This is a genomic window from Paraburkholderia sp. SOS3, from assembly GCF_001922345.1.
In the GTDB taxonomy this organism is placed as follows: domain Bacteria; phylum Pseudomonadota; class Gammaproteobacteria; order Burkholderiales; family Burkholderiaceae; genus Paraburkholderia.
Genome location: NZ_CP018811.1, coordinates 489,716 through 516,189, shown reverse-complemented (window position 1 = coordinate 516,189; position 26,474 = coordinate 489,716). Strand labels below are relative to the sequence as shown.

27 protein-coding genes are annotated in these 26,474 nt (G+C 64.6%); 4 read left to right on the top strand and 23 right to left on the bottom strand.

Features of this window, described 5'->3' with window-relative positions; translation table 11 throughout:
* Positions 1–49: 49 nt before the first annotated feature.
* From BTO02_RS02330 to BTO02_RS02290, 9 genes are all read right to left on the bottom strand, one after another.
* Positions 50–1,399: a sigma-54-dependent transcriptional regulator gene (locus tag BTO02_RS02330; RefSeq protein ID WP_075155653.1), complete on the bottom strand. Its 1,350-nt coding sequence runs from the start codon at positions 1,397–1,399 to the stop codon at positions 50–52.
* Positions 1,400–1,418: 19 nt separating this feature from the next.
* Positions 1,419–3,518 (bottom strand): ATP-binding protein, encoded by a 2,100-nt coding sequence (locus BTO02_RS02325; RefSeq protein WP_083614953.1) that lies wholly within the window; start codon positions 3,516–3,518, stop codon positions 1,419–1,421.
* A gap of 18 nt (positions 3,519–3,536) precedes the next feature.
* Positions 3,537–4,817, bottom strand: a complete 1,281-nt coding sequence (locus BTO02_RS02320; protein WP_075155652.1) for a dicarboxylate/amino acid:cation symporter — start codon at positions 4,815–4,817, stop codon at positions 3,537–3,539.
* A gap of 370 nt (positions 4,818–5,187) precedes the next feature.
* Positions 5,188–5,958 (bottom strand): glycerophosphodiester phosphodiesterase, encoded by a 771-nt coding sequence (gene ugpQ / locus BTO02_RS02315; protein WP_075158533.1) that lies wholly within the window; start codon positions 5,956–5,958, stop codon positions 5,188–5,190.
* 96 nt (positions 5,959–6,054) lie between these two features.
* Positions 6,055–6,579, bottom strand: coding sequence for a helix-turn-helix transcriptional regulator (locus tag BTO02_RS02310; protein ID WP_075155651.1), 525 nt, complete (start codon positions 6,577–6,579; stop codon positions 6,055–6,057).
* A gap of 2 nt (positions 6,580–6,581) precedes the next feature.
* Positions 6,582–6,863: a hypothetical protein gene (locus BTO02_RS34975; RefSeq protein ID WP_075155650.1), complete on the bottom strand. Its 282-nt coding sequence runs from the start codon at positions 6,861–6,863 to the stop codon at positions 6,582–6,584.
* Positions 6,864–7,163: 300 nt separating this feature from the next.
* Positions 7,164–8,177 carry a lipoyl synthase gene (gene lipA / locus BTO02_RS02300; RefSeq protein WP_075155649.1) on the bottom strand — a complete coding sequence of 338 codons (1,014 nt, stop codon included), beginning with the start codon at positions 8,175–8,177 and terminating at the stop codon, positions 7,164–7,166.
* Positions 8,170–9,021 (bottom strand): lipoyl(octanoyl) transferase LipB, encoded by an 852-nt coding sequence (gene lipB, locus BTO02_RS02295; RefSeq protein ID WP_075155648.1) that lies wholly within the window; start codon positions 9,019–9,021, stop codon positions 8,170–8,172. The genes lipA and lipB overlap by 8 nt, the downstream gene beginning before the upstream one ends.
* A 170-nt stretch (positions 9,022–9,191) precedes the next feature.
* On the bottom strand, positions 9,192–9,518 hold the full coding sequence (locus BTO02_RS02290) for a DUF2917 domain-containing protein (protein ID WP_075155647.1): 327 nt from the start codon (positions 9,516–9,518) through the stop codon (positions 9,192–9,194).
* Between the two features lie 99 nt (positions 9,519–9,617).
* Here BTO02_RS02290 and BTO02_RS02285 point away from each other — a divergent pair, with 99 nt between their 5' ends.
* Positions 9,618–10,628: a transcriptional regulator GcvA gene (locus tag BTO02_RS02285; protein ID WP_083614952.1), complete on the top strand. Its 1,011-nt coding sequence runs from the start codon at positions 9,618–9,620 to the stop codon at positions 10,626–10,628.
* Here BTO02_RS02285 and BTO02_RS02280 read toward each other — a convergent pair.
* From BTO02_RS02280 to BTO02_RS02240, 9 genes are all read right to left on the bottom strand, one after another.
* Entirely contained in the window at positions 10,594–10,863 is a 270-nt protein-coding gene (locus BTO02_RS02280) for a DUF493 family protein (protein ID WP_075158532.1), read from the bottom strand. The genes BTO02_RS02285 and BTO02_RS02280 overlap by 35 nt on opposite strands.
* Positions 10,864–11,048: 185 nt before the next feature.
* Positions 11,049–12,272: a D-alanyl-D-alanine carboxypeptidase family protein gene (locus tag BTO02_RS02275; RefSeq protein ID WP_075155646.1), complete on the bottom strand. Its 1,224-nt coding sequence runs from the start codon at positions 12,270–12,272 to the stop codon at positions 11,049–11,051.
* A gap of 387 nt (positions 12,273–12,659) precedes the next feature.
* Positions 12,660–13,286: an alpha/beta hydrolase gene (locus tag BTO02_RS02270; RefSeq protein WP_075155645.1), complete on the bottom strand. Its 627-nt coding sequence runs from the start codon at positions 13,284–13,286 to the stop codon at positions 12,660–12,662.
* 42 nt (positions 13,287–13,328) lie between these two features.
* A complete protein-coding gene (locus tag BTO02_RS02265) occupies positions 13,329–13,652 on the bottom strand; it encodes a (2Fe-2S) ferredoxin domain-containing protein (protein ID WP_075155644.1) in 324 nt (107 codons plus the stop codon).
* A gap of 186 nt (positions 13,653–13,838) precedes the next feature.
* Positions 13,839–15,008, bottom strand: a complete 1,170-nt coding sequence (locus BTO02_RS02260; protein WP_075155643.1) for a VanZ family protein — start codon at positions 15,006–15,008, stop codon at positions 13,839–13,841.
* Positions 15,009–15,135: 127 nt separating this feature from the next.
* Complete coding sequence (locus BTO02_RS02255; protein ID WP_075155642.1) at positions 15,136–15,825, bottom strand: ABC-type transport auxiliary lipoprotein family protein; 690 nt, start codon at positions 15,823–15,825, stop codon at positions 15,136–15,138.
* 16 nt (positions 15,826–15,841) lie between these two features.
* Positions 15,842–16,813, bottom strand: a complete 972-nt coding sequence (locus BTO02_RS02250) for an MlaD family protein (RefSeq protein ID WP_075155641.1) — start codon at positions 16,811–16,813, stop codon at positions 15,842–15,844.
* Between the two features lie 24 nt (positions 16,814–16,837).
* The gene (locus tag BTO02_RS02245) at positions 16,838–17,728 is read right to left on the bottom strand and encodes an ABC transporter ATP-binding protein (protein WP_075155640.1); all 891 of its coding nucleotides are present in this window, start codon (positions 17,726–17,728) and stop codon (positions 16,838–16,840) included.
* Positions 17,725–18,861: an MlaE family ABC transporter permease gene (locus tag BTO02_RS02240; RefSeq protein WP_075155639.1), complete on the bottom strand. Its 1,137-nt coding sequence runs from the start codon at positions 18,859–18,861 to the stop codon at positions 17,725–17,727. The genes BTO02_RS02245 and BTO02_RS02240 overlap by 4 nt, the downstream gene beginning before the upstream one ends.
* Before the next feature lie 321 nt (positions 18,862–19,182).
* On the opposite strand from BTO02_RS02240, the gene BTO02_RS02235 reads away from it, so the two are divergent.
* From BTO02_RS02235 to BTO02_RS02225, 3 genes are all read left to right on the top strand, one after another.
* Complete coding sequence (locus BTO02_RS02235) at positions 19,183–20,088, top strand: biotin--[acetyl-CoA-carboxylase] ligase (RefSeq protein WP_075155638.1); 906 nt, start codon at positions 19,183–19,185, stop codon at positions 20,086–20,088.
* On the top strand, positions 20,085–20,972 hold the full coding sequence (locus tag BTO02_RS02230) for a type III pantothenate kinase (protein WP_075155637.1): 888 nt from the start codon (positions 20,085–20,087) through the stop codon (positions 20,970–20,972). Before BTO02_RS02235 ends, BTO02_RS02230 begins: the two co-directional genes overlap by 4 nt.
* A 97-nt stretch (positions 20,973–21,069) precedes the next feature.
* Positions 21,070–21,309 carry a hypothetical protein gene (locus BTO02_RS02225; RefSeq protein WP_075155636.1) on the top strand — a complete coding sequence of 80 codons (240 nt, stop codon included), beginning with the start codon at positions 21,070–21,072 and terminating at the stop codon, positions 21,307–21,309.
* 13 nt (positions 21,310–21,322) lie between these two features.
* Here the strand turns inward: BTO02_RS02225 and rfaE2 are convergent, their stop codons facing one another.
* The 5 genes from rfaE2 to BTO02_RS02200 all read right to left on the bottom strand — a co-directional run bounded on the left by rfaE2 (position 21,323) and on the right by BTO02_RS02200 (position 26,457).
* The gene (rfaE2, locus tag BTO02_RS02220) at positions 21,323–21,808 is read right to left on the bottom strand and encodes a D-glycero-beta-D-manno-heptose 1-phosphate adenylyltransferase (protein ID WP_075155635.1); all 486 of its coding nucleotides are present in this window, start codon (positions 21,806–21,808) and stop codon (positions 21,323–21,325) included.
* A gap of 130 nt (positions 21,809–21,938) precedes the next feature.
* Entirely contained in the window at positions 21,939–22,817 is an 879-nt protein-coding gene (locus BTO02_RS02215; RefSeq protein WP_075155634.1) for a ferritin, read from the bottom strand.
* A 534-nt stretch (positions 22,818–23,351) separates the two neighbouring features.
* Complete coding sequence (locus BTO02_RS02210) at positions 23,352–24,224, bottom strand: PhaM family polyhydroxyalkanoate granule multifunctional regulatory protein (protein ID WP_075155633.1); 873 nt, start codon at positions 24,222–24,224, stop codon at positions 23,352–23,354.
* A gap of 321 nt (positions 24,225–24,545) precedes the next feature.
* Complete coding sequence (locus BTO02_RS02205; protein WP_075155632.1) at positions 24,546–25,388, bottom strand: enoyl-CoA hydratase/isomerase family protein; 843 nt, start codon at positions 25,386–25,388, stop codon at positions 24,546–24,548.
* Between the two features lie 76 nt (positions 25,389–25,464).
* On the bottom strand, positions 25,465–26,457 hold the full coding sequence (locus tag BTO02_RS02200; RefSeq protein WP_075155631.1) for a fumarylacetoacetate hydrolase family protein: 993 nt from the start codon (positions 26,455–26,457) through the stop codon (positions 25,465–25,467).
* Between the last annotated feature and the right edge of the window lie 17 nt (positions 26,458–26,474).

Genomic DNA, 26,474 nt, shown 5'->3' with positions numbered 1-26,474 from the left:
TGCCCCGGCGCCGCCGGAGTCGTCGACACCGACTCCGGAACGATGCCGGCTACCGCTCGCCCTCACCCCGCGCGACCAGCCCGTACCGCTTGATCTTTTCATACAGCGTCGCCTTGCCGAGCTGCAAGCGATCGGCGGCCAGGGCGACCGCGCCGCCCGCCTGCTCGAGGGCCTCGGCAATGACCGCGCGCTCGAACTGTTCGACACGCTCCTTCAGCGACTGCGTGTCGCCATCGTCAGCCGACGTCGCAACCGTGTCGTCGACGATGCCAAGCACGAAGCGATCGGCCGCGTTGCGCAGCTCGCGCACATTGCCGGGCCACTCGCGCTGTATCAGGCCTGTGCGCTGACGGTCGGTCAACATTGGCGCAGGCCGCTGGTAGCGCACCGCTGCATCGAGCAGGAAGTGCTCGAAAAGCGGCACGATATCCTCGCGACGCTCGGACAACGGCGGCAGCGCAATCGTCACGACATTGAGCCGATACAGCAGGTCGCGCCGGAACGTCCCGGCCGCGACATGCTCCGTCATCTCGCCTTTCGCCGCGGCAACGATCCGGCAATCGACATGAACCGGCTGGTTCGAACCGAGCCGCTCGAGCACGCCATCCTGCAACACACGCAGCAGCTTCACCTGCAGCGCAAGCGGCATGCTTTCGATTTCGTCGAGAAACAGCGTGCCGCCCGACGCATGCTCGAGCCTGCCGATACGACGTTTAGCCGCGCCCGTGAATGCGCCCGGCTCGTAGCCGAACATCTCGGACTCGAACATCTGCTCGGGCAGCGCGCCGCAATTGACCGCGATAAACGGCTTGTCGCGGCGCGGCGACAGTTCGTGCAGGCTGCGCGCAATGAGTTCCTTGCCCGCGCCGGTGTCGCCGTTGATCAGCACGGCCGCATCGGTGGGCGCGACGTTCGCGATCAGCCGGCGCACCTGCTCGATGGCCGGACTGCGGCCGATAATGCGCGGCGCGACCGAGCTCTGTTCCGCCAGCTCGCGGCGCAGTGCGAGATTCTCGAGCACCAGCGTGCGGCGCTCGAGCGCGCGCCGTACCGTCTCGACGAGCCGCTCGGACGCGAACGGCTTTTCGATGAAGTCGTACGCGCCGTCGCGCATCGCCTGCACGGCCATCGAGATATCGCCGTGTCCGGTGACGAGGATCACCGGCACGTCGGGTGCGCGCTCGCGGCATTGCGCGAGCAGCTCGAGCCCGCTCGCGCCGGGCAGCCGGATATCGCTGACCACGACACCGGCGAAATCGGCGCCGACCAGCTTCAGCGCGGACTCGGCCAGCGCATGCCCCATCACTTCGAAGCCCGCGAGCTGCAAGCTCTGCACGCTCGCGCGCCGCACGAGTTCGTCGTCTTCGACATACAGCACCTGAATGCTCTTCGTCACCATGATCGTCGCCAGATGAATGTCAGGTTCCCGCGGCAAGCGGGTCGCCGACCTGCGCGCGGGCGCGGCGCAGCGTCAGCGTGAAAGCCGCGCCGCCCTCCGCCACGTTACGCGCGGCAAGCGAGCCGCCGCAATCGCGCGCGATCGACGACGAGATCGCAAGGCCGAGCCCCAGGCCCTGCCCCATCTCCTTCGTCGTGAAAAACGGTTCGAACAGGCGCGGCAGCACGTCGGTTGGGATACCCGGTCCGTTGTCGCGGACCGTGATCGTCAATGTAGCCGCGTCGGACACTTCCATCTCGATTGCGATACGCGGTTCAGGCAGGCCAGCGACCGCATCGAGTGCATTGCCGAGCAGATTGATCAGGACCTGTTCGAGCCGTAGATCGTCGCAATTGACCGTGAGCTGCGGATGCTCGGCATCGATATCGAAATGCTCGCGTGCCGGGTTTGCCGCGGTCGCATCGAGTACCGACACATCGACCGTCACGCCTTGCAAGCGCGTCTGCAACAGCCCGAGCACGTTGCGCAATGCGCGTGCGACCGGCGAGCGCGCATTGCGCGGCCGCGCACGGCCGACGAACAGCTTCAGCTGATTCGTGATCTTGCCCATGCGCTCGGTGAGCGCCGCGATCGCCTCGAGATTTTCATGCGCGGCCGCCTGGTCGCCGCGTTCGAGCAGCACGCGCGTGTTGTCGGAAAAGCTGCGCAACGCGGCAAGCGGCTGGTTCAGCTCGTGCGTGATGCCCGCCGCCATCTGGCCAAGCGCCGCGAGCTTGCTCGCCTGGATCAGTTCGTCGTGTGCGGCGCGCAGTTCCTGTTCGGCACGCGCGCGCTCGCGCACCTCGTTTTTCAGTTGCTCGTTCGCCTGCGAGAGGTCCGCGGTGCGCTCCGCGACACGCTCGTTGAGTTCGGCATACGCCTTTTGCAACAGCGCACGGCTTTTCATCACTTCGCGCACGCGCGCGCGGCGCATGCGCCAGTAGAACAGCAACAGACACAGCGATACGTAGCCGAAGCCGGTCACGACCGTCGCATAGCGGGCGTCCGCGTTCACCGGTTCGACCGGCGACATCGTGATCAGATGCCAGTCGGGTTCGCCGAGTGCGCGGCTCGACGCGAGATAGCGCGGCGCATAGCGGCCGCCGCCGATCCGCACGATCCGGGCGCCGCCGGCGAGCGTGCGCTCGACGGTCATCGGCAGCGGCGTGATCGGCTGCTGCGCGTACTGGCGCGTCTGCCGGATCGAATCCATCACTTCATTCGGAAGCGGCCGCACGGTGTGGTACTTCCACGCGGCCACCGAAGACAGAAAGATCACGCCGTGATCGTCGGTGACGATCAGCGGCTCCGATGCATCCGCGCCCTGAAACCACTCGAGATTGAGCTTGACGACCGCAACGCCGACGATCTTGCCGTCGCGCATCACCGGTTGCGAGATGAAGTAGCCCGGATCGTGCGAGGTCGTGCCGATCGCGAAGAAGCGGCCGACACGACCCTGTATCGCCTCGATGAAATATGGCCTGAACAGATATTCGACGCCGATGAAACTGTCCGCGTCGAGCCAGTTGCTGGCTGCCACGCAAATGCCGTCGGCTTTGATGATATAGGTGACGTTCGCGCGGGCCTGACGGTTCAGGTCTTCGAGATAGTGGTTTGCGCGCGCGACATTGGCCTCGGTGGGCGCAACGACGACATCCTGCACGACCGGATGTTCTGCGAGCAGATACGGCAACGACTCGTAGCGCTCGAGTGTACTTCTGAGCGCACTCGTGGTGCGATCGGCGCGAGCGGCCGCATTCAGACGCAGCGCTTCGATGCCGCGCTGCCAGCTCACCGACCACGTGAGCCCGCATGCCGCCGCGAGCCCGGCGACGAGCGCGAAGAAAACGAGCAGACGGCGCGTCACGGTAACCAGGTCAGGACGATGGGAGTCGCCTATTGTGGCACATTGTGCATCGCCGTCTGCGTCCAGCGAGGCGCGATCCGCCTTCTGCGCGGCAGCGGATGCGTCTCGCGCCGCGCCGTTCTTATTGTTGGAAAGCCGCGCGCGATACGTCTGTTGCGTAGCTTGCGCGGTTGCGGGCGGCGCCGCTGTGCCTCGCGGCGCCGTGGTCCCCATGGCTAAAACCCTGGTTGCTCAAACTTCGGCCGGTTCGTTGACCGACACGTCGCGCTGCATCACCGCGCGCAGCTTCGAGCGGTCGAGTTCGCGTTCCCATGCGGACACGACGACCGTCGCCACGCCGTTGCCGACGATGTTGGTCAGCGCACGGCATTCGCTCATGAAGCGGTCGATGCCGAGAATCAGCACCATGCCCGACAGCGGGATCGTCGGTACGACAGCGAGCGTCGCGGCGAGCGTGATGAAGCCTGCGCCCGTCACGCCGCTCGCGCCCTTGGACGTCAGCATCGTCACGGCGAGCAGCGTCAACTGCTGCGTCAGCGTCAGATCGGTGTTCGTCGCCTGCGCGATGAAGAGCACCGCCATCGTCATATAGATATTGGTGCCGTCGAGGTTGAACGAGTAGCCGGTCGGCACGACGAGACCCACGACCGAACGCGAGCAGCCGAGCTTCTCGAGCTTCAGCATCAACTGCGGCAGCGCGGCTTCCGACGAACTGGTGCCGAGCACGATCAGCATCTCTTCCTTGATGTAAGCGACGAAGCGGAGGATATTGAAGCCGACCACGCGCGCGATAAGGCCGAGCACGACGACCACGAACACGATCGACGTCAGATAGAACGTGCCGATCAGCTTCAGGAGCGGCAGCAGCGAGCCGATGCCGTACTTGCCGATCGTGAACGCCATCGCACCAAACGCGCCGATCGGCGCGAGCTTCGTGATGATCTTCACGATGCCGAACAGCACGCCCGAGATGCCTTCGATGAAGTCGGTGACGACCTTGCCGCGTTCGCCGATCGTCGCGAGCACGCTGCCGAACAGCAGCGCAACGAGCAGGATCTGCAGGATTTCACCTTGCGCAAACGCGGACGAGATAGTGTCCGGAATGATGTGCATCAGGAACTCGACGCTCGACTGGCCGTGCGCTTTCGCCGCATACGAGGCAACCGCCTTGCCGTCGAGCGTGGCCGGATCGATGTTGAAACCGACGCCGGGCTTGAGCACGTGCGTCGCGATCAGGCCGAGCACGAGCGCGAAGGTCGAGACGATCTCGAAGTACAGCAGCGCCTTGCCGCCGACCCGCCCGACCTTCTTCATGTCCTGCATGCCGGCGATACCGGTCACGACCGTACAGAAGATGATCGGGCCGATCACCATCTTGATCAGCTTGATGAACGCGTCGCCAAGCGGCTTCATGTCGACGGCGAACGCCGGCGAGAAGTGTCCGAGCACGATGCCGATAATGATGGCGGCGATCACCTGGACGTAGAGGATTTTGTAGAAGGGTTTCTTCACGATGGTTCCTGCGATGGAGTAAGCGACAGGCTCGTCACGCGGCGCATCATGCGAACGGAGTTCGTGCGCTTGTGCGCGGGCGACAAGCCGCTACAAGACGACGATTTCAGAAGGTCCAGGACAGGAATTCAGGCATCGTTGTCTCCTTGCTTTATTTATAAGCAGCACCCCGTAGCGTGCCGCGCCGGACATATTGCAAGGTCGATGCCAATGCTTGCCAGCATGGCGACGCATTGATTTCTAAAGCTATTTTTAGCCCGCACAGGCGCGCGCGTCCCGGTTTCCGGAAATCCGGAATTGGTATGTCGGGGATTCCAGAATGTGAGCGTAAGGTGAAACCCCTACGCGCGCATTGGTTGCGGGCTCAGCGCTACAAGGCTTCGGTGATCAGATCGAGGCGATCGGTGCAGATCATGTCGACACCCCATTGAACGAGTTCGCGCGCGCGAACGGGGTCGTTCACCGTGTAGGCGAGTACGCGCAAACCAGCCGCGCGAATTTCGGCGACGAGGGCATCGGTCAGATGCCTGTGATCCACGTGCAGCGATACGCACTCGAGTTCGTGCACGATGCGCCGCCAGTCGCGAGGCACTGCATCGAACAGCATGCCGCGCGGCAGCGTCGGCGCAACCTTGCGTGCGGCAGCCAATGCGTCATACGAGAATGACGACAGCAGCGGCATTTGCGAGCGCCGCCACAGCGAAAGCGCCGCCGCAGCCACGAGTTCGCCCGTCAACGCGTCGCGGCCTGGGCAGGGCTTGATCTCGATGTTGGCCGCAAGCGCATCGCGTTCGCAACGGGTTGCCGCATCGGCAATCGTGGGCAGGCATACGCCTGCGAATCGGCGATCAAACCAAGAGCCCGCGTCGAGCGCGGCCAATTGTGCCCACGTGTGCTGCGCCGCCGCGCCGCAACCGTTTGTGGTTCGATCGAGCGTGTCGTCGTGCAGCAGGAAAACCTGATTATCTGCGGACAGCTTCGCATCGAATTCGACCATCCGGTAACCGTGCTGCACGCAAGCGTCGAATCCGGCGAGCGTGTTTTCGGGGGCGAGCTTACCGCCGCAACGATGCGCCACGAGCCGAGGGTACGGCCAATGCGTCACTTCGACTTGCGCTTCACCGGCGATTCCGTTTGTCATCATCCGCCTGCCTGAGTTGAGGTGCTGCTTGTCGATATGCTGCCGTTTATGTAACGAAGCTCGCTCCCTGCATACGGTACGGCTTCATAAAGGCGACTACGCAACCAGCATGCGGACTTCACGTTGCATGCGCGTGGTCATCTGGCGCCCCTCCTTCGCCAGGTTGATCTGCATCGCGGTGGATGCGACATCGATCAGGCGCTGCTCGAGGTTGTAGTTGCACTTCGCCTGCAGCCACGCAAGGATATCGGCCAGATGCCACACTGTCGTCGTTCCTTCGTGTACGGGCGTAGGAAAGCTCGTCGCATGTTTGAGCATCAGCTTGCGCATGTTCTGGCGCGTCACGCCAACCGCCTGCGCGGCATCGGTCAGCCCGACAAAGTCGGGGGCAGCCTCGATCAGCCTCGCTGTCGGAACAACTGACTTGACGCTTGCAAGCGCACTGACCAGCGCTTCATCGGCCGACTCCGCCTCACGCGTGAATTCGAGTGCGATACGACCAGGAAGACCAATGCCAATCAATGCATCGTCGCACCCGGCAGCGCCGAGCCGTTCGACGAGCTCGTCCAGATCGGCATCGGCTTCCGGCAACTGGTACTTCAGCGTAAAGATGTACTCCATTGCTACTCTCCCTGCGGCGCAAGCCGCATTGCTGCCTTGTGCCTCATGTGCGTCGCACAGTTGTCGACAACCCGTCTTAACGCGTTGGCGTGGTTACCGGCGCTGCGCGGCGTGCACCAGACACAACTGATACAAAATTCTCCACAACGACATTCGTCGCCTTTATACGGGCAATAAAGCCTTCCCCATGCATGCGCTCCGCCGACTTCGATGCGCCAGCCTTCCGCCTCCGCATGTTTGAGCGCTTTTTCGACTTCCTTTTTGGGGTGAACTGATCGCGACATATCGACCTCAAGACTAACGGCAGTGAACCAAGTTGTCAATTGACAACAATTTTGAGATGGAGCGTATTGTGCGGACGTTTGCCGTCCGCCGTTTGTCTAACCGACAAAAAGATCACTCATCGGATGCCCTCGCAATGTGTTCGAAGAACAGGCATCGTGCCTGGCAAACCGCGCTACATCAATATGCCGAACGATGTAGTCCGAACCATTTCTCAACGGGAACATCCCGATGACGGGCAACAAAAAAGCCCGCTAAAAAGCGGGCTTTGCGAGACTTCTCCGAGTTGCAGCGTGGGGTGTTCAGACCACTCCTGCTCCGTGCGCCTGCACATCGGCGTGGTAGCTCGAACGCACCATCGCGCCGACGGCCGCGTGCGTGAAGCCCATCTTGTAGGCTTCTTCTTCGTACATCCTGAAGGTGTCGGGGTGCACGTAAGCGCGCACCGGCAGGTGGTGTTCGGACGGCTGCAGATACTGGCCGATCGTCAACATGTCCACATCGTGCGCGCGCAGGTCGCGCATCACCTGCAGGATTTCTTCTTCGGTCTCCCCAAGCCCTACCATCAGCCCGGACTTCGTGGCGACGTCGGGATGCAGCGCCTTGAAGTCTTTGAGCAGCTTCAGCGAGTGCGCGTAGTCGGAGCCCGGACGCGCCTCCTTGTACAGACGCGGCACCGTTTCCAGGTTGTGATTCATCACATCGGGCGGAGCCGCGTTCAGGATGCCGAGCGCACGATCGAGACGCCCGCGGAAATCCGGCGTCAGAATCTCGATGCGCGTCTCGGGCGACAGCTCACGCGTCTTCTCGATGCATTCGACGAAGTGCGCCGCGCCTCCGTCGCGCAGATCGTCGCGATCGACGCTCGTGATCACCACGTACTTCAGCCGCAACGCCGCGATCGTGCGTGCGAGATTGAGCGGCTCATCGGCGTCGAGCGGATCGGGCCGGCCGTGGCCGACATCGCAGAATGGGCAGCGGCGCGTGCATTTGTCGCCCATGATCATGAACGTGGCCGTGCCCTTGCCGAAGCATTCGCCGATATTCGGGCAACTCGCTTCCTCGCACACGGTATGCAGGTTGTGCTCACGCAGGATCTGCTTGATTTCGTAAAAGCGCGAATTGCCGGTCGCCGCCTTTACGCGGATCCAGTCCGGCTTCTTCAGTTTTTCGATCGGAACGATCTTGATCGGAATGCGCGCTGTTTTCGCCTGTGCCTTCTGCTTGGCGGTCGCGTCGTAAGCGGTAGGGGCCGCAGGGGCCGCGCCAGTATTGGCAGAGGATTGGCCTGCGAGGTTCGCGGTAACGTCAGTCATTCGTTCGTTCCAGTGAGGCGGTGGCGGCACCGGCCTGCGATTGGGCAGAGTGGGCGGCGGCTCTCGAAATGCCGTCGATGTTTGCGGTGAGGCACGCGGCCAGCGTGCGCGCTACGTCGGTCCAGTCCGCTTTCGCGCCGAGTGTTGCCATATCGACCGTTTCGAGGCCGGCGTAGCCGCATGGGTTGATTGCGAGAAACGGCTCAAGGTCCATCTTCACGTTCAGGCTTACGCCGTGATAACTGCAGCCGTTGCGGATCTTGAGACCCAACGCGGCGATCTTGGCGCCGGCGTGCTGCCCTGCGGCAAGCCCCGGCGCGACATAGATACCCGGCGCGCCAGCTTTACGTTCTCCGGCAAGATTATACGCTGCGAGCGTTTCGATCACGGCTGCTTCGATCCGCGTGACGAGCTCTCGTACCATCAGTTTGCGGCGGCGCAAGTCGAGCAGCAGATAAGCGACGACCTGACCGGGGCCGTGATATGTGATCTGCCCGCCGCGATCGACCTGGACGAGCGGAATGCCGCTGTCGGCTGCGAGCAGATGTGCGGGGTTGCCGGCCTGGCCGAGCGTGAAAACGGGCGGGTGCTCGACAAGCCAGATTTCGTCGACCGTTTCGGCTGTGCGCGACCCGGTGAAGGCGCGCATCGCGTCGAAGCTCTGCTGATAAGGTTCGACGCCGCGCCAACGCAGCAGAACCGGCGCTGCGACGGCAGCACGAGCGGAACCGGACGCCGTAGCGGCGCCCTCCGGGATTTCAACGGAAGCCGTTTCGGACGGCGCCGCTCCAGCAGCGGCAGTGCCGGAAGGCGCGACAGGCAGGGTAACCGGCGTGGCACACATGATTGCGCAAGTTTACCGAAATCTTGCGCACCTCGCCGGCCCCGACCCGATCCGCGAACATGATGGCCGCTTGCGAACGCATGGACGCGCGTTCAAGGCCGGTTCGTCATACGTTATGTGTCGCTCGTCTCGTACCGCATGCCGCATCCCACTTGTCTCATACGCCTGTCTCATACGGTCAGCCAGCCACCGCGCATCCGCGCGCCGAATCGCTCGGCGACACGCGCAAACCAGTTGATCGCCCGCTCGCCGGCACGCTTCGGCACGAAGAACTCGACGCACGCGTGCGTCTTGCCTTCGGCGCTCAGCCACAACCGTTCGCCGCGCCGCAAACGCAGCGTTTTGCCCGGCTCGAGCCAGTAATCCTCGACGTCGTCGCTGCGCGTGACCCACACCGCGCCGCCGTGAACCGTCAGCCGTGTGCTGTCCGTGACGCGCAGGGGCACCGTTTCGCCAGTGCCGACCTCGAACCAGATGCTAGAGGAAATTTCTCGCATGACACCCTCTCAAAAAAGCGTTCCATGGCTAGAATCGTAGTCACCACAAGGGTTTGCACCAAACGATCATTTTTCACGCGTATGTGAGAAAAATTAGCAATGGACCTTCGCGATCTCCCCACGTTGAACGCGGTCAAGGCATTCGAGGCGGCCGCGCGACACGAAAGCTTTTCGCGCGCGGCCGACGAGCTGTTCGTCACGCACGGCGCGGTCAGCCATCAGATCCGGGCGCTCGAAGCGGAACTCGGCGTCACGCTATTCACCCGCGAGGGCAAGCGCCTGAGGCTGACCGACGTCGGCCGGCGCTACGCCGTGCGCGTGCGCACTGCGCTCGTCACGCTCGCCGAAGCCACGCGCGAAATTCGCGCGAGCGACCGCGAGCGGCGGCTCGTCGTATCGATCCTGCCGTCGTTCGCGGCGCGCTGGATTACGCCTCGTGTCGGCAGCTTCATCGAGTCGCATCCGCAGTGGGATCTCGAACTGCAAACGAGCAATGTGCTCGTCGACTTCGCGCGCGACGACGTCGACATCGCGATCCGGTTCGGCTATGGCCGGTATCCGGGACTGCATGTCGAGTTGCTGCTCGAAGAGGTGTTCTTTCCGGCGTGCACGCCCGATTTCAACGGCGGCAAGCTGCCGAAGACGCCAGCGGAGCTCGCAAACTTGCCGCTGCTGCGCTCGGACGATCAGTTGTGGAAGCGATGGTTCGACGCAGCAGACCTGCCGGACTGGCCCGAACCGAGCCGCGGCGTGCTGTATCAGGATTCGTCGAACCTGCTGCAGGCGGCGATGGATGGCCAGGGTGTGGCGCTTACACGCCGTGCGCTCGCGATGCACGATATCGCCGAAGGACGGCTCGTGCGGCTATTCAATATCGATGGTCCAAGCCCGTGGCAGTACTTTTTCGTCTGCCCGCCGCAGTTGCGGCACACGCCGCGCGTCGAAGCGTTTCATGACTGGATCTTCAGCGAAGCGCGGCAGTTCGGAGCGCAGATCGAAGCAGTCTGCACGGGCTCGGGCGCCCCGACGAAACGGACTCAGGCGCGCGCGAAGGGAGGACCTGCCCGGACTGCTGTTACAGCACCACCTTCACCATCGGATGCCCCGTAAGCGCGCGATAGATATCGTCGAGGTGTTCACGATTCTGCGCACGTACCGTCACGGTCAAACCCATGTAGTTGCCGCCGCTCGACGGACGCGTTTCGATGCGCGCAGCGTCGAAACTGCTGTCGAACTGCACGATCACCGCGGCGATCGTCGTGGCGAACTCGGGGTGCGATTTGCCCATCACCTTGATCGGGAAATCGCATGGAAAGTCGATCAACGATTCTTTCTCGGCGCTCATACCTTCGCCTCCTTGCGACAAGCCGCGCGCGCACCTGCGCGGCACGCATGCGGCGATTGAAACGGGCGGACCGCGCGTCGCGCCACCCCAAAACACACCGCAGGCCGGCAACCCGGACGCCGACCCGCGACGCCCTCACGCCCACCGACACCAACCCGGCAGCAGCCGGGCCATGGTCGCAATGCTTACTTCTTCTTGTTGAACATCAGCATCAGCGAATCCCATACGCGGCCGACGATACCCGCCTGCGGCACCGGCTGCAGCGCGACGACCGGGAACTGCGCCAGCGTCTTGCCATCCGACACGAGCTTCGCGGTGCCGATCTGCTGGCCCGCCGTGATCGGCGCAATCAAGGGATCGGCATGCTCGACCTGCGGCTTGAGCTTGTCGCCGAGACCCTTCGGCACCGTGATGTACTGGTCGGTGTTCACGCCGATCTTGACCGTATCCTGAGTGCCTTTGTAGACGCGCGGCGTTTCGATCACCTGCCCCGCCTTGTACAGACGCACGAGGTCGTACGCGCTATAGCCGTAGTTCAGCATCTTGAGGCTGTCCTGCACACGGTCGTGTTCCTTCGGCTCGCCCATCATGACGGTGACGAGGCGGCGCGACGCATCGGGTACGCCCGCCACCGGACGCTTCGCCGTCGCGATCAGGCAGTAGCCGGCGGCCTCCGTGTGGCCCGTCTTCAGGCCGTCGACGGTCGGGTCGAGCCACAGCAGGCGATTGCGGTTCGGCTGCTTGATCTTGTTGTACGTGAATTCCTTGACCGAGAAGATGCTGTAGTAGTCGGGGTAGTCGCGGATCAGGCGCGCCGACAGCACGGCGAGGTCGCCGGCGGTCGTGTAGTGCTGCGCGTCCGGCATGCCGTTCACGTCGGCGAAGTGCGTGTTCTTCATGCCGAGCTTTTGCGCTTGCGCGTTCATCATCGCGACGAACTGCGTCTCCGTGCCGCCGACCAGCTCGGCCAGCGCGATCGCCGCGTCGTTGCCCGACTGCACGATCATGCCGTAGACGAGGTCGTGCACGGTCACAGGCTTGTTCGCCTCGATGAACATGCGCGATTCGTCGTTGCCCACGCGGCGGACCGCGACGCTCGGCATCACGGTCTGATCCATCGAGATCTTCTTCGCGTCGAGCGCCTGGAACACGAGATAGGCGGTCATCAGCTTCGTGAGCGACGCGGGTTCGACGCGCTCGTCCGGATTGCCGGATGCGAGCACCTGATTGCTCGTCGCATCGACGAGCACCCACGAGCGCGCATTCACGGCCGGCGGCGGCACCTGCGCGAACGCGCTGCTCGCGACGACGAGCGATGCCGGCAGCACGACGCCGAGCATCACGGCACGACTAATGGATTGGGGAACGAATGACGCCAGTGACGGGAAGCCGGGTTTGGAAAAGCGCATAGGATCGGTTCGGGCAGAAATGAGCAATCACGCGTGAGCGGCGCGTAGTGTGGACAAGCCGGTCAGCACGCGTCGCACCGCACCATGCGCGCCCTCGAAGAGGACAGCGGCAAGAACAGCGCGGCGCTTCTTGGACTGCCGGCTAAAGGATCGGTTCGCGCAACGCGCCTTGCATCCGTCGCGGCGCGCATGGAAAAACGATGCGTGGTCAATGCATGATCGACGCGGAATCATTGCACGATGCCTGCGGCAAAATGGGGGCGCTGCGCCCAAAAAAGAGCGCTCATTATACGCGCCGCAGAACCCCAAATTTGCAGCCGGGCCCCGCTTTTTACCGCGATTTACGGCTCGAGTGTTGTGTTCGCGCATCTTGCGGCGCGACCTTGCTCAACGCCATGCGTCGACGATGATGCGCTTCAGGATGTGCAGCTTGCGATGCAGAAAATGCTCGGCGCCAGGAATCACGACAACCGGCAATTCCTGCGGCGTCGCCCAGTCGAAGACCGACTTGATCGGCACCGTTTCGTCGATTTCGCCGTGAATCACGAGCGCGTTTTCGGGCACCGGCGCGACGTCCCAGCGGCTCGCCGCAGTGCCGACGAACACGATTCGCTCGATCGCGCGGCCTTCCTCGCGAAGGCGTGCCGCCACGTGCGACAGCACGAAAGTGCCGAACGAAAAGCCCGCCAGCACGAGCGGCACGTCGGCCTGAGCGGGCTGCGCGCGCATGTAATCGAGCACCGCGCGCAAGTCATCCCGTTCGCCGATGCCGTCGTCGTGCTCGCCCTCGGTCGCGCCGACGCCGCGGAAATTCGCGCGGTACGTCACGTACTTCAGTTGCACGAGCGTGCGCGCAAGCGTCTGCGCAACCTTGTTGTCCATCGAACCGCCGAACAGCGGATGCGGATGCGCGACGAGCGCGATACCGCGCGGCTCGCCGTCGGGCAGATCGAGCGCGACCTCGATCTTGCCGGCAGGACCGTCGATCAGGAATTTCTGCGTTTGAGCATTCATTGGCACCGCTTCCGGGTCAATTGGTGGATCTTGATGGGACGATTACTGATCGATTTTCAGACGCTCGACCACTTTGCCGTTCACGAGATGCGATTCGACGATTTCATCGATATCGCTCTTATCGACGTACGTGTACCACGTCCCTTCCGGATAGATGACGATGGTCGGCCCTTCTTCGCAGCGGTCGAGACATCCTGCCTTGTTGATACGCACGTTGCCGGGACCGGCGAGGCCCAGCTGCTTCACGCGCTTTTTCGCGTACTCCTGCATTTCCTGAGCATTGCAGTTGGCACAGCACGGGCGTGCGGCACCTGGTTCGCGCTGATTCAGGCAGAAGAAAACGTGATACTTGAAATGTGGTTCCATCGGCGTTGACGCTAGGACGAAATGATTTTGAAAGTGCGGGGCGCGAGAGAACCGAAAGCGGGTCAGTCATACCGGTTCGGTGCTTCTGGCAGGAAGCGTTGTCGCTCGCCGTTCGATCCGACCGATTATAGCGACCGCGTTCATGCGCCGCTCATGTACCCGCTCGTTGCCGCTGACGCGCATCCATCAGTCGCGCCGCGTCCGGCCCGCACGCCGCCGCATGAGCCATGCACGCTCCGCCGAAAACGCAAGCCACACGAGTGCCGCATACGGCCACGTCCATGCGAGCCAGCGCGCAAGCCCGTTGAAATGCAGGTAGCGACCCTGGCGCCAATCGGCGAGCACGACATCGAAATAGGGATTCACCGGCAGCAGATTGACGAAGACGAGCGACGTGGCGAGCGCGAGCGCCGCGAGCGCCGCGCGCCATCCGGGCGGCAGCGCGGGCGCGAGCAGCACGGCGACGGTGCCGCACGCGAGGCCGATCAGCGCGCCGGGCGTCGCCCAGTCGAAGGCGAGGCCACTTTGCGATTGCAGAAATGTCGCACCCGCCTTGACCATGAGCGTCGCGCCGATGAATACCACGAGCAACAACCGGCGCGGCGCGCGCGTGCGCATCGGCAGCGAGGCGAGCGCGCCCACCGCAAGCAGGTTGAGCGCGGTGATCACGGCCTCCCAGCCGTCTTCGGGCAGCCACGCCGCGACGAGCGCGGGCCACGCCAGCACGTGCCAGGCGGCGGGCGTCCACGCGAGCAGCGTCTCCTGCATGCCCGCGTCGAAGCGCTGCCACAGCGCATGCGGCCAGTCGCCGACGCCGAACAGCCGCGGCGCCGGGAACATCGTCGCGAACGGCCATAGTGCGACGATGCCGATGATCGCCGTGCTATCGCGCTCGAACCACAGGAAGCGGATGCGGCGCAACAGGCCGCGATCGAGCAGCGCGCCGGTCGCGGGCGACATGAGCGTCGCTCCGAGCAAGGCCCCGAGCGCGTTCGCGGCCAGATCGAGATTCGATGCGATGCGCGTCGGCAGCCAGGTCTGCCCCGCTTCCATCAGCGCGGACAGCAGCGTGCCCGCGCCGAACCCCAGCGCGACCGCCAGCGCGCCGCGCACACGCGGATAGACGGCCAGCACGACGAGCGCGCCGAACGGCACGTAGCCGAGCACGTTCGTGACGACATCGAAAAGCGTGAGGTACTGCGGCATGGGATCGGTCAAATACGCAAACGGTGCGATCCCGAGCGAGCGCCAGCCGAAAAACGGATACCACGAGCCGTAGACGACAAGCGCCGCATAAAGCGCAAGCGCCTGCCTTGCGAACGCCGACGGGCGGTGCTGCCACGGCTTGTCGGTCATGCAGCGCAGCCCGGCGCGCACGGCGTGCCGCGCGTGGTTCCGTGGCTCGCCGCGCCGCGCCCTACGCGGCTCGTTGCGCTGCCCCTTTCACCGCACCGCCCGCGCATCGTTGCGCCCATGGGCCCGCTCATTGCGCCGCGACGAGCGCCTGCACGCCGAGCCATGCGCTGATCTGCGCGACGAGATCGTCGCTGGCCGCCGCAAGCGCCCGCGTGCCGCCCGCCGCATCGGGCGTGCTCGCCGGCGCGCGCGCCATGAACGTGTGCTGGCCGATCAGCTTGCCGTGGAACAGCAGCGTCGCGCGCGCGGTCACGGCGCCGTGGCTTTGCGTCTGTCCGTCGAAGTCCTGCTCGAACTCGTCGAGCTCGACCTTCAGAACCGGCGCATGCACACCGTCGCCGCCCGTCAGCACCGTGGCGCGCGAAGACAGCGCGCCGCGCAACCGTTGCGTCAGCAACATCGCGGGCGGCATCGTCCAGTGGCTGTTCGCGTAGGCGGCCGTGCGCTGCGCATCCGCGTAGCTGAGCCGGTAGATCACCTTGTCCGAGCCGAGCGTTTCGGGCGCCGTCACGTCGAGCACTTTCACGGTCGGCAGCGGTCCGGCGCTGGCCACCTGTGCGGGCGGTCCGAGGTCGTAGCGAATGTCGGAAATCGCCGCGGAATTGCCCGCGCATCCGGCGAGCAGGAAACCGGCGGCAAGCGCCGCGGTCACGGCGGGCATCGGCGAAGGCACGCGAGCCGTCGCCAGCGCGTGCCTGACAGGCGCGGGCATCATCGGAGCGGCGGATCGTACGAGGCGATGGATCGTGCGTGACATGTGGGTTCCTTTCAGATCATTTCTGCGCCGATTGCGCGGCGGCAGCGGGCCAGGAGAAGCCGTTCTCGCCCGGGCCCGGCGCCTCGCTCGGCGCGCCGAACAGAATGCTGCGCGGGCTTTCGCTAAACGTATTCGCCGCCCTGTCGACCGAGCGCACCGCCGTGCGCACGTCGTCGGCGAGCGAGTTCACCTTCGGCAGCGTGTCGTAGCCCACGCGCGACGACATCTCCTGCAACGACGCATTCATGGCGGTCAACGCATCGCCGGCCTGTTGCGCCGCGGTGCCGACCTTGTTCAGATTGGTTTCGAGCGGACCGTCCGCTTTGTTCAGGCTCGTGATCAGCTGATTCGTCGACGCCAGCGTCTGGTTGAGCTGATCGACGGTGCCGGGCAGCTTGCCGGCCGTCGGCGCGATCTGCTGCGTCAGCGCGGTCACGCCATCGGCCGCCTGCTGCAGACTCACGACGGTCGCCGCGATCTGCTTGCGCATCTCGGGCGACAGCAATTCGTCGACATCGCCCGCCACGCGCTCGAGTTCGCGCAGCAGCACGTCGCCGCGTTTTTGCAACTGGTCGAAAAGGCCCGGATGCAGCGGCAACTGCGCGACGTCCTTGCTCGACGAAGCAAGCGGCGTCTGGTCTTTGCCCGTATCGTCGAGTTGCACGAACGCGATGCCGGTCACACCCTGCAGCGCAAGCGTGCCGAAAGTGGAATGCGTGATCGGCGCGCGCGTGTCGACCAGAATACGAATCACGATTTGTCCCGGATGGTTGCGATCGAACTTCAGCGATTGCACCTTGCCGATGTCGAGCCCGCGAAAACGCACCGCCGCGTCCGGATAAAGCCCCGTTACGTTCGTTCGCGCGATCAGGTCGTAGGGCACGCGCACCGACCGGTCGACGTTGAACAGGAACGCCGCCACGCCGATCGCCAGCGCGAGCGCCACGGTGAACAGCCCGGCCCAGAAGGCATGGGATTTGTTTTCCATCGTCAGGTTCCCCAGGTTCTCCGCTTACATCGCGGTTTTGAGCGCGATCGCGTCGCACGCGGGTTCGAGCGCCGTCGCCGGCAGCTTCGCGCGGCGCTCGGGCGACAACCCCTGCAGCGCAAGACGCCCGCGCAGGCCGAGAAAATACTCGCGGATGAACGGATGATCGACGCCCGCCACTTCCTCGACCGGCGCCGCGACGAGCACCTTGCGCTCGGCCAGCACCGCGACGCGCGACGATAGCGCCACCATCGTGTCGAGATCGTGCGTCACCATCACGACGGTGAGGCCGAGCGCGCGATGCAGCGCGCCGATCAGCTCGACGAATTCATCGGACGCCTGCGGATCGAGTCCCGCGGTCGGTTCGTCGAGAAACAGCAGCTCCGGCTCGAGCGCGATCGCGCGCGCAATGCCGACGCGCTTGATCATGCCGCCCGACAGCGCGGCCGGCATCTTCGATGCGTTCTTGCACGGCAGGCCGACCATTTCGAGCTTCAGCATGACGATGTCGCGCAGCAGTTCTTCGGGTACCTTGCCGAGTTCGCGCAGCGGCTGCGCGATATTGTCGAACACCGACAGCGACGAAAAGAGCGCGCCCTGCTGGAACAGCATGCCCATGCGGCTGCGCATCAGGCGCGCTTCCTCGGGATCGATCTTCGACGTGTCCTCGCCGAACACCTTGATCGTGCCCGAGGTCGGCCGCTCGAGCCCGAGAATCTGCCGCATCAGCGTAGTCTTGCCGGATCCCGAGCCGCCGACGATCGACACGATTTCGCCGCGCCGCGCGTCGAAGTTCAGATGCTCGTGCACGATGTTGCGGCCGTAGCGCTTCGTCAGGTTGCGCACCTCGATGACGGTTTCGGCAATCTCGGGCAGCGGCTGGTCACGTACGGCATGGGTAAGCGGCGCAATCATGAGAGCCCCAGGTTCTGAAAGAGAATCGCGAACACGGCATCCGCGAGAATCACGACCGTGATGGAGGTGACGACCGAAGTCGTCGTGCCTTCGCCGAGGCTTTGCGAATTCGCCTTGATGCGAAAGCCGAAATGGCAGCCGACCAGCGCGATCAGCACGCCGAACGCGGCCCCCTTGCCGAGGCCGATCCACAGGTTCGCGACCGGCACGACGGACGGCAGCGAGCGCGCGAAGTACGACAGGTCGATCTGCAGCACGAGCTTCGCGGCCAGCGCGCCGCCGAACAGCGCGACGATATTGGTCCACATCACGAGCAGCGGCATCGCCACCGCAAGCGCGATCACGCGCGGCAGGATCAGCCGCAGGCCATGCGGAATGCCCATCACGCGCATCGCGTCGAGCTCCTCGGTCACGCGCATCACGCCGATCTGCGCGGTGATCGACGAACCCGAGCGACCCGCGACGAGAATCGCCGCGAGCACCGGCCCCAGTTCGCGAATCACGCCGAGACCGAGAATATTGACGATGAACTGGTTCGCGCCGAACAGACGCAACTGCTGCGCGGACAGATAGCTGAGCACGATGCCGATCAGAAAGGCGACGAGCGCGATGATCGGCAGCGCCCTTGCGCCCGCATAGTAGACGTTCGCGGAAATTTCCTTCCACGGCATGATCTTCGGGTTGCGCGCGATCGACAGCAGGTCGAGCACCACGCGTCCGAACATCGCGATGCCGCCCTGCAGATGTTCGACGAACGAGAAGAGGCCGAGGCCGAGCCGCGTGAACGGGTCGTAGCGTTGCACGTGCTCCGGGTTCTCGCGCTCGCGATCGAGCAGTGCGATGCGGTCGAAGATGTCGCGCTGCGTCGCATTGAGCGCGACGAGATCGGCAGGCAGACGGTAGCCCCAGATGCGCCACAGCGCCTGGCCGCCGACGTGATCGAGCCGGTCGATGCGCGACAGGTCCCATTGCGCGACCTTCTCGGTGCCGATCAGCTCGCGCAGGCGCGGCAGCGCGCGCTCCTGCGAGCGGTCGCGCGCGAGGGCGAGCGCGGTCCACTGGCCAGACAGCCGGACGATCTTGCCCTGTCTGCCTGCCGCGACTTCGAGGCCGGGCGGAGTGTCGTAGTTCAAGGCGCTGGAAGGTCGTTATCGGATTAACGGGCATTGTATCGAACGAGCCGCCCGCGAGCCTTGCTGGCTTGTCCGGCCCAACGCAGCGGAGGTTTTGTACGCTGCGGAAATACTCGCGCAAAGGCCAGTGCAGAGGGGCGCACGGCCCGGCCGCCATGGCCCGGCGCGCGCCTCCATGCGGCACCTCGGCGGTGTCTATGGCCAGTCGGCACGGCGATCGGGCGGACCATGTCTTTCCAGTGTCTTTCCAGCGCCTTTCCGCCGCCCTGACGGCGCGCGGATGACGCATTCTGGCCGGTGCGAGTGGCTACAATACGCGGCATGACTACACCCATCTCCATCGCCGCCACGCCAGCCGACGACTGGCGCATCGACCGCAAGCGCGCGATCACGCTATTCGGCCCGGCCGCACACGACTGGCCGATCGAAATCGTCGAAGAGACCGGGTCCACCAACGCCGACCTGATGGCGCATGTGAAAACCCTGCCACGTAGAGCCGACGCGCTCGAGCGGCCGATCGTCCGCGTCGCGTATCTGCAGACGGCCGGCCGCGGCCGGCGCGGCCGGCCGTGGTATGCCGAGCCCGGCAACGCGCTGCTGTTTTCGGTCGCGTGCGTGCTGCCGCGTCCGCTCGAAGGGCTCGCGGGTCTGAGCCTCGCGGTCGGCGTCGCGCTCGTCGACGGGCTGCGGTCGCTGCCGGTCGCCGGGCCGGGCCAGATCGCGCTGAAGTGGCCGAACGACGTGCTGCTCGAGGGCGACAAGCTGGCCGGCATCCTGATCGAGACCGCGTGGAGCACCGACGACGCGAGTGCGGTCGTGATCGGCATCGGCACCAACGTGAAAGGCGCCGACGAACTCGCCGCGAAGGTCGGCGAACTCAACGCGAACGTGCCGCCCGAAGCGCGCGGCGCGACACCGACCGCGCTGTCGCGCGCGTTGCCGAACGCGAATCTGACCGATACGCTCGCGGCCGAACTGAACGCGCTCGAGCCCGCGCTCAAGCGTTTCGCAGCGGAAGGCTTTGCGCCGTTCCAGCCACGCTGGAACGCCTGTCACGCGTATGCGGGCCGGGAGGTGCTGCTGTTCGAACAGGGCGTCGAATCCGCGCGCGGGATCGCATCGGGTGTGGACGAGCGCGGACAGTTGCTGCTCGACACGCCTGCAGGCCGCACCGCGATCGCGACCGGCGATGTGACGCTGCGCCTCGCCGGCCGGGGTGCAGTGTGAGCGGCGCGCCGTTTCTGCTGATCGACGCGGGCAATAGCCGCGTCAAATGGGCGCTCGTCGATGGAAACGGCGCACGGACGACGAGCGGCACGTTCGCGCATGCGGGTTTGCTCGTGAAGGGCGTGGGCGATCCGCTCGTCGCCGAACACGAACCCGACTGGAGCGTATTGCCGATGCCACGCGGTGCGTGGGTATCGAACGTCGCGGGCATCGCGGTCGCGCGGCGCATCGATACCTTGCTCGATGCAACCTGGCCTGGCCTGCCGCGCACGACGATCCGCGCCACGTCGGAGCAATGCGGCGTGCGCAACGGCTACGCGACGCCGGAGTCGCTCGGCAGCGACCGCTGGGCCGGAATGATCGGCGCGCGCGCGGCCTTCCCGGACGAGCACCTGCTGATCGCGACCTTCGGCACGGCGACGACGCTCGAAGCATTGCGCAAGGACGGCACGTTCACGGGCGGGCTCATTGCGCCGGGCTGGTTGCTGATGATGCGCGCGCTCGGCGAGCACACGGCGCAATTGCCGACGCTCGGCACGCCGGGCGTGCAAGCCGCGCTCGCGGGCGACCATCCGACACTTGACGCACCCGCCGCACTGCCGGAGCCGCCCGCGCTATGCTTCGCCACCAATACGCGCGACGCGATCGCAGCGGGCTGCGTGCTTGCGCAGGCCGCGTTGATCGAACGCATGTGGCGCGAGCTGCAGGATGAATGGCAGACGCCGGTACGGCTCGTGGTCGGCGGCGGCGCGGCCGCGGAAGTGGCCGGCTCGCTGCAGGTGCCGCATACGCGGCATGATTCGCTCGTGCTCGCAGGGCTCGCGCTGATCGCCGCCGATGACGCCGACGCGACTCTTACGCCGGCGACCCGCACGCCGCAGTGACGCATACGGCATGACGCGACTGCCGTCCGCGAATCAGCAAGAATAGGAAAAAGCTGTCAATAACGATGACCGACACCACACGACGGAGAGTCCAACCATGCTGCGCTGGCTGATCGCCTTGCTCGTCATTGCCAATTTGCTGGCGTTCGCCGCCGTACGCGGCCTGTTCGGCCCTACGCCGGCAGCCGGGGCACGCGAGCCGTTTCATCTGAACCGGCAAATTCATCCGGAAGGGTTGCGTGTGCAACCGATGTCGGCCACCGACGCCGCGGACCAGGCCGTGGTCGGCGGTCCCGCGCCGGTCGCGCCGATCGCGGCGTCGGCGCTGGCGCAGTAGCGCTGCGCATCGACTACTTCTGGTGCGCGCGAACCTTCTTTAGCAGCGCCGTCGTCGAGCGATCGTGCTCGAACGGAATGGCCAGTGCGCGTCCGCCCCAACTCCGCACGAGCGCCGATTCGGGCAAAGCGTCCATATCGTAGTCGCCGCCCTTCACGAGTACGTCCGGACGCAAGGCTTCGATCAGCTCGATCGGCGTGCGCTCGTCGAATTGCACAACCCAGTCGACGCACTCGAGCGCCGCAAGCAGCGCCATGCGGTCGTCTTCGCGATTGATCGGACGGTCGTCGCCCTTGCCGAGCATGCGCACCGATGCATCGCTGTTCACGCCCACGATCAGCGTCGCGCCTAGCGCCTTCGCATCCGCGAGATACGTGACATGGCCGCGATGCAGGATGTCGAATACGCCATTGGTGAAGACCACCGGTCCTTGCAGCGTGGGACGGATTTGCGCGAGCGCGTCGCGCGTAACGAGTTTGCGTTCGAAAGAAGCGGCCATGGCGAAAGAGGGAGTAGCGTGGATTGCCGCAACGATACACGTGTCGGCGAACATGCAACACGGCCCGACGGGCTTGCGCCTGCCGGGCCGTGGGTGATCTTTTCTGAAAATGCGCGGAAAGATCAGCGCATTACGCGGGCTGCTGAGTCGAACCCTGATCGCTATTGCCCTGCAGGCGCGAGGTGACTTCCTTGCGGTAGCGGTTCAGTTCCTGTGCCGTATTGAATGTGCGCTCGAACAGGATCGACAGGTTGTGCAGAATCCGTTCGACGACCTTCTTCTCCCAGCCGTCGTCGAAGCGGATCTGTTCGTCGAGCCAGCGCTCGAGCCACTCGGGATCGGGCAGGCGCGACTGGATCGTGTCGCGCGGGAACAGCGCCTGATTCACATGCAGGTTCGTGGGATGAAGCGGCTTTTCGGTGCGGCGCGCCGATGCCATGAGCACACCGATTTTCGCGAACGCCGCACGCGCGACGTCGCCGAAATTGCCCATCGCCTTCTTCATGTAACGCAAATACGCGCCGCCATGACGGGCTTCGTCACGCGAGATGGTTTCGTAGATGTGCTTGATGACCGGTTCGGTATGCCATTCGGCCGCGCGGCGGTACCAGTGATTCAGACGGATTTCGCCGCAGAAATGCAGCATCAGCGTTTCGAGGGGCGGCGCGGGATCGAATTCGAAGCGCACCGCATGCAGCTCTTCTTCGGTGGGAACCAGGTCGGGTTTGAAGCGGCGCAGATATTCCATCAATACCAGCGAATGCTTTTGCTCTTCGAAGAACCACACGCTCATGAAGGCCGAGAAATCGCTGTCGTGATGATTGTCGCGCAGGAACATTTCGGTGGCGGGCAATGCGGACCATTCCGTGATCGCGTTCATCTTGATCGTTGCGGCCTGCTCGTCGGTGAGCAGCGACGCATCGAATTTGTCCCAGGGAATGTCTTTTTCCATGTCCCATCGGACGGATTCGAGCGATCTATACAGTTCCGGATAAAGCATGGTGTTCATAGTCCCACCCCTGTTCTGCGCAAAGCGACGTCTGTTTGTGTCTGTCTGACTACTTATTGCTACTTTTGCTGCTGACGAACGAAATCCGCGCTTTCGCCAGCGCAGCATTCGATTTTACGCGGTAATCGGTCGCCCAGAAGAATCTGTGGCAAAGAAGTACCAGCGGCGTTTTTAAGCGCTTGCGAAATGTGGATTTCACAAACGCGGCCAACCGTGGGTGAGGGAGACCCTGTGCCTGAGGTCAAGCCAGCATGCGGCGCAACGCCGCAGTGAGCCCTCGCACCGGGAGGCCGGCGCGCTGCAAGCCGCTGTATTTGAGGTTTTCGACGCAGGCTCGCGGGCTGAAAAACATCTCGAATAATAGCATGCGCATCTTGAATGGCCGCGCCCGAAAAGGCCCGGCGGCCCGCCGGATGCGGCAATCGTTGATCTGGAACAAGGGGCGCGAGGGGTAACGGGCGGCCCGACTCCGGAACGGTGCGTTTCGGACACCGTCACACCGCGCCCATCGCCGTCTCTGCATTCGAACGTGGTTTATTCGGGCTGGTTCGGGGTCTTGCGCGAGGCGGCGGCGCCCGTTCCCTTCCCCTCTTTGGCCGTTTTGCCCGCCGCGGCGCGCCTGGCAGCCGGGCGTTTCGCGTCGGGCTGACGCACGCGTGCTCCCGAGGCGCCTGCTTCGGCGCCGACGCCACGTTCCGGGCCGCCGTGACTGGCGCGATCCGAACCGGCGGCGGCGTCCGCACCGGCCTCGCGCTCGCCGCCCTCGTTACCGTCTGCGGCGGCCGCGCCCGCCGCCATGCCCGGTTGCGCCATCGCAAACTGCGCGATCTGGTTGAACTGCGATTGCAGCAGGTTCCACCATCCCGATGCGTCGAACCCGGGCGGCGGTGCGCTCTCGCCAGAGGCCGGTCCGGCATCCTGCGCCGATTGTCCGGTTGCGGCGGCTTCATCTTCGCGCCAACCCGCGCGCGAGCCGGCCGCCGCGCGTTCCTCTTCCGCACGCTCCCGTGTCGATGTTTCGCGCGGCGGCACATCGGCGACCGGCTGCGTCATCGACTGCTGCGCGAACGCGCCGAAGGCACGCAGCGTCGCCAGCGTCGCGCGCTGCACCTCGAGCGCCTGAATCGCCGATTGCAGCATGTTCAGGTTCAGCTTCAGCCATTGCTCGACCGCGCGCATGTCGGTGATGCGCTTGTCGAGTTCCTCGACGTTCGTGAGCGGCGCCATCATGTCGGACATCATCGACAGCGATGGCACGAATCCTTGCGCCGCGCCCGGCTGCGTGCCCGGAAACGCCGCACCAAATGGCGTGAGGCGCATCATCCCCCACATCCGGTCGAGCATTTCGGCGGGCGGGAAGCCGGGAAATCCGGGAAACGGCGGCGTGGAGCCGGGGGTGTCGGTCATGCTGATCTCCTCGCAGCGTAACGGGCGCTGTGAAAACAAAGCGCGGGAAAAGTCATACTCGGTCAAACTTAGCCAATCTCGGTGAACCTCGGATAAATCTCGACCCTGATGCGCGTCTGCAGCCCGGGAGCGCGACGCAGACGGCGGCTGCAGCGAAGAATGCCCGTCGGATCATACCTCGCGCGTCGGCGCTGGACGTCGTACTGCGAAAGTATGCGTCGAATGTCCCGGAGTAAAAGCTAAAGCGCGTCGAAGATTCGCGCGGCGGCACATGCGGCCAGCAAATACCGCTCCCCACCGCGGCGTCCCGAACACATCGGCTCACGTCTCGCTGCCAGGGAAATCGGGAGCACGGCGCTCGCGCAGCGACGTCACGCCCTCGTGCACATCAGGTCCGGCAAATCCCATGAATTCGAGCGCAAGCGACGTATCGAACGCGGGGCCGGCCGAGCGCAGCCAATTGTTCAATGCGTACTTGGTCCAGCGAATCGCCGTTTGCGAGCCCTTCGACAGCCTTTGCGCGATGTCGAACGCCTTCGGCAGCAGATCGCGTTCATCGACCGCGAGCGACACGAGCCCGATGCGCTCCGCCTCCTCGCCGCTCACCGGTTCGCACAGCAGCAGGTAGTACTTGGCCTTTGCCATTCCGCACAGAAGCGGCCAGACGATCGCCGCGTGATCGCCGGCCGCGACGCCGAGGCGCGTGTGGCCGTCGATAATGCGCGCGGACTTCGCCGCGATCGAAATATCGGCGAGCAGCCCTGCCACGAGCCCCGCGCCGACCGCCGGTCCGTGCATGGCCGACACGATCGGCTTACCGCAGTTGATGACGTTGTAGACGAGATCGCGCGCCTCGCGCCACACGCGCGTGCGCACCGCGAAATCGGCGGCCATCTGCTCGACGAGTTCGAGATCGCCGCCCGCCGAAAAGCCCTTGCCTTCGCCACGAATCAAGGCGACTCGCGCATCGGGATCGCGGTCGACGTCGCGCCAGATTTCGGCCAGTTCGCGATGCATCAGCGCATTCGCGGTCGCGAGCTTGCTGCGGTTCGCGCCCTCGCCGCTCATCACGATTTCGACGATGCCGTGCGGATGCCGCTGCACGCGCAGCGACTGATAGTGTGCGTAAAACCCGGGATGACTGACACGCGATCCGTTCGACATGGCTATGCCCCAGTGTTACCGCCGGTTGTAACGGCACTACACGCTACGCACCACCCCGCCCGCGCCGCGCGTCAGATCAATGTGCCGGCTCGAGCGGTGCGACCGACTGCTCGATCGCACCGAAGATCGATTTGCCTGCATCGTCGAACATGTCGATCTTCACCGTATCGCCGTACTTCATGAATCCGGTTTGCGCCGCGCCGTGCTCGATCATCTCGAGGCAGCGCTTCTCGGCGATACAGCAATAGCCGCGCTTTGCATCCTTGTTGGACACCGTGCCCGAGCCGACGATCGTGCCCGCGCGCAGATTGCGCGTCTTCGCCGCGTGAGCGATCAGTTGCCCGAAGTGAAACACCATATCGACACCCGCGTCGGGCTGCCCGACCTTCTTGCCGTTCCAATGGACGATCATCGGGCGATGCACGCGGCCTTCGCGCCAATGCTCGCCGAGTTCGTCGGGCGTCACGGCGACCGGTGCGAACGACGTGGCCGGTTTGCTCTGGAAAAAACCGAAGCCTTTCGCGAGTTCCGCCGGAATCAGATTGCGCAGCGACACATCGTTGACGAGCGTGACAAGACGCACGCTCTTCAATGCCTGCTCGGGTTTGACGCCCATCGGCACATCGCCGGTCATTACCGCGACTTCGGCCTCGAAGTCGATGCCGAATTCCTCCGAGGCGCAGACGATATCGTCTTTGGGCCCGATGAAGTCGTCGCTGCCGCCCTGATACATCAGCGGATCGGTCCAGAACTCGGGCGGCATCTCGGCGCCGCGCGCGCGGCGCACGAGTTCGACGTGGTTCACATACGACGACCCATCGGCCCACTGGAACGCGCGCGGCAGCGGCGCCATGCAGTCTTTCGCATCGAACGCGAATGTATGACGGGCGCGGCCCTGGTTTACCGCGTCGTACAGGTCGCGCAGTTGCGGCGCGTAGAAAGGCCAGTCGTCGAGCGCGCGTTGCAGTGTCGCGACGATCCCGTCGGCGACCGCGGCGGTTTGCAGGTCGCGGGACACGATGATCAACTGACCGTCGCGCGTGCCGTCCTTCAGCGTGGCAAGTTTCATAGGCGATAAAGCATGTG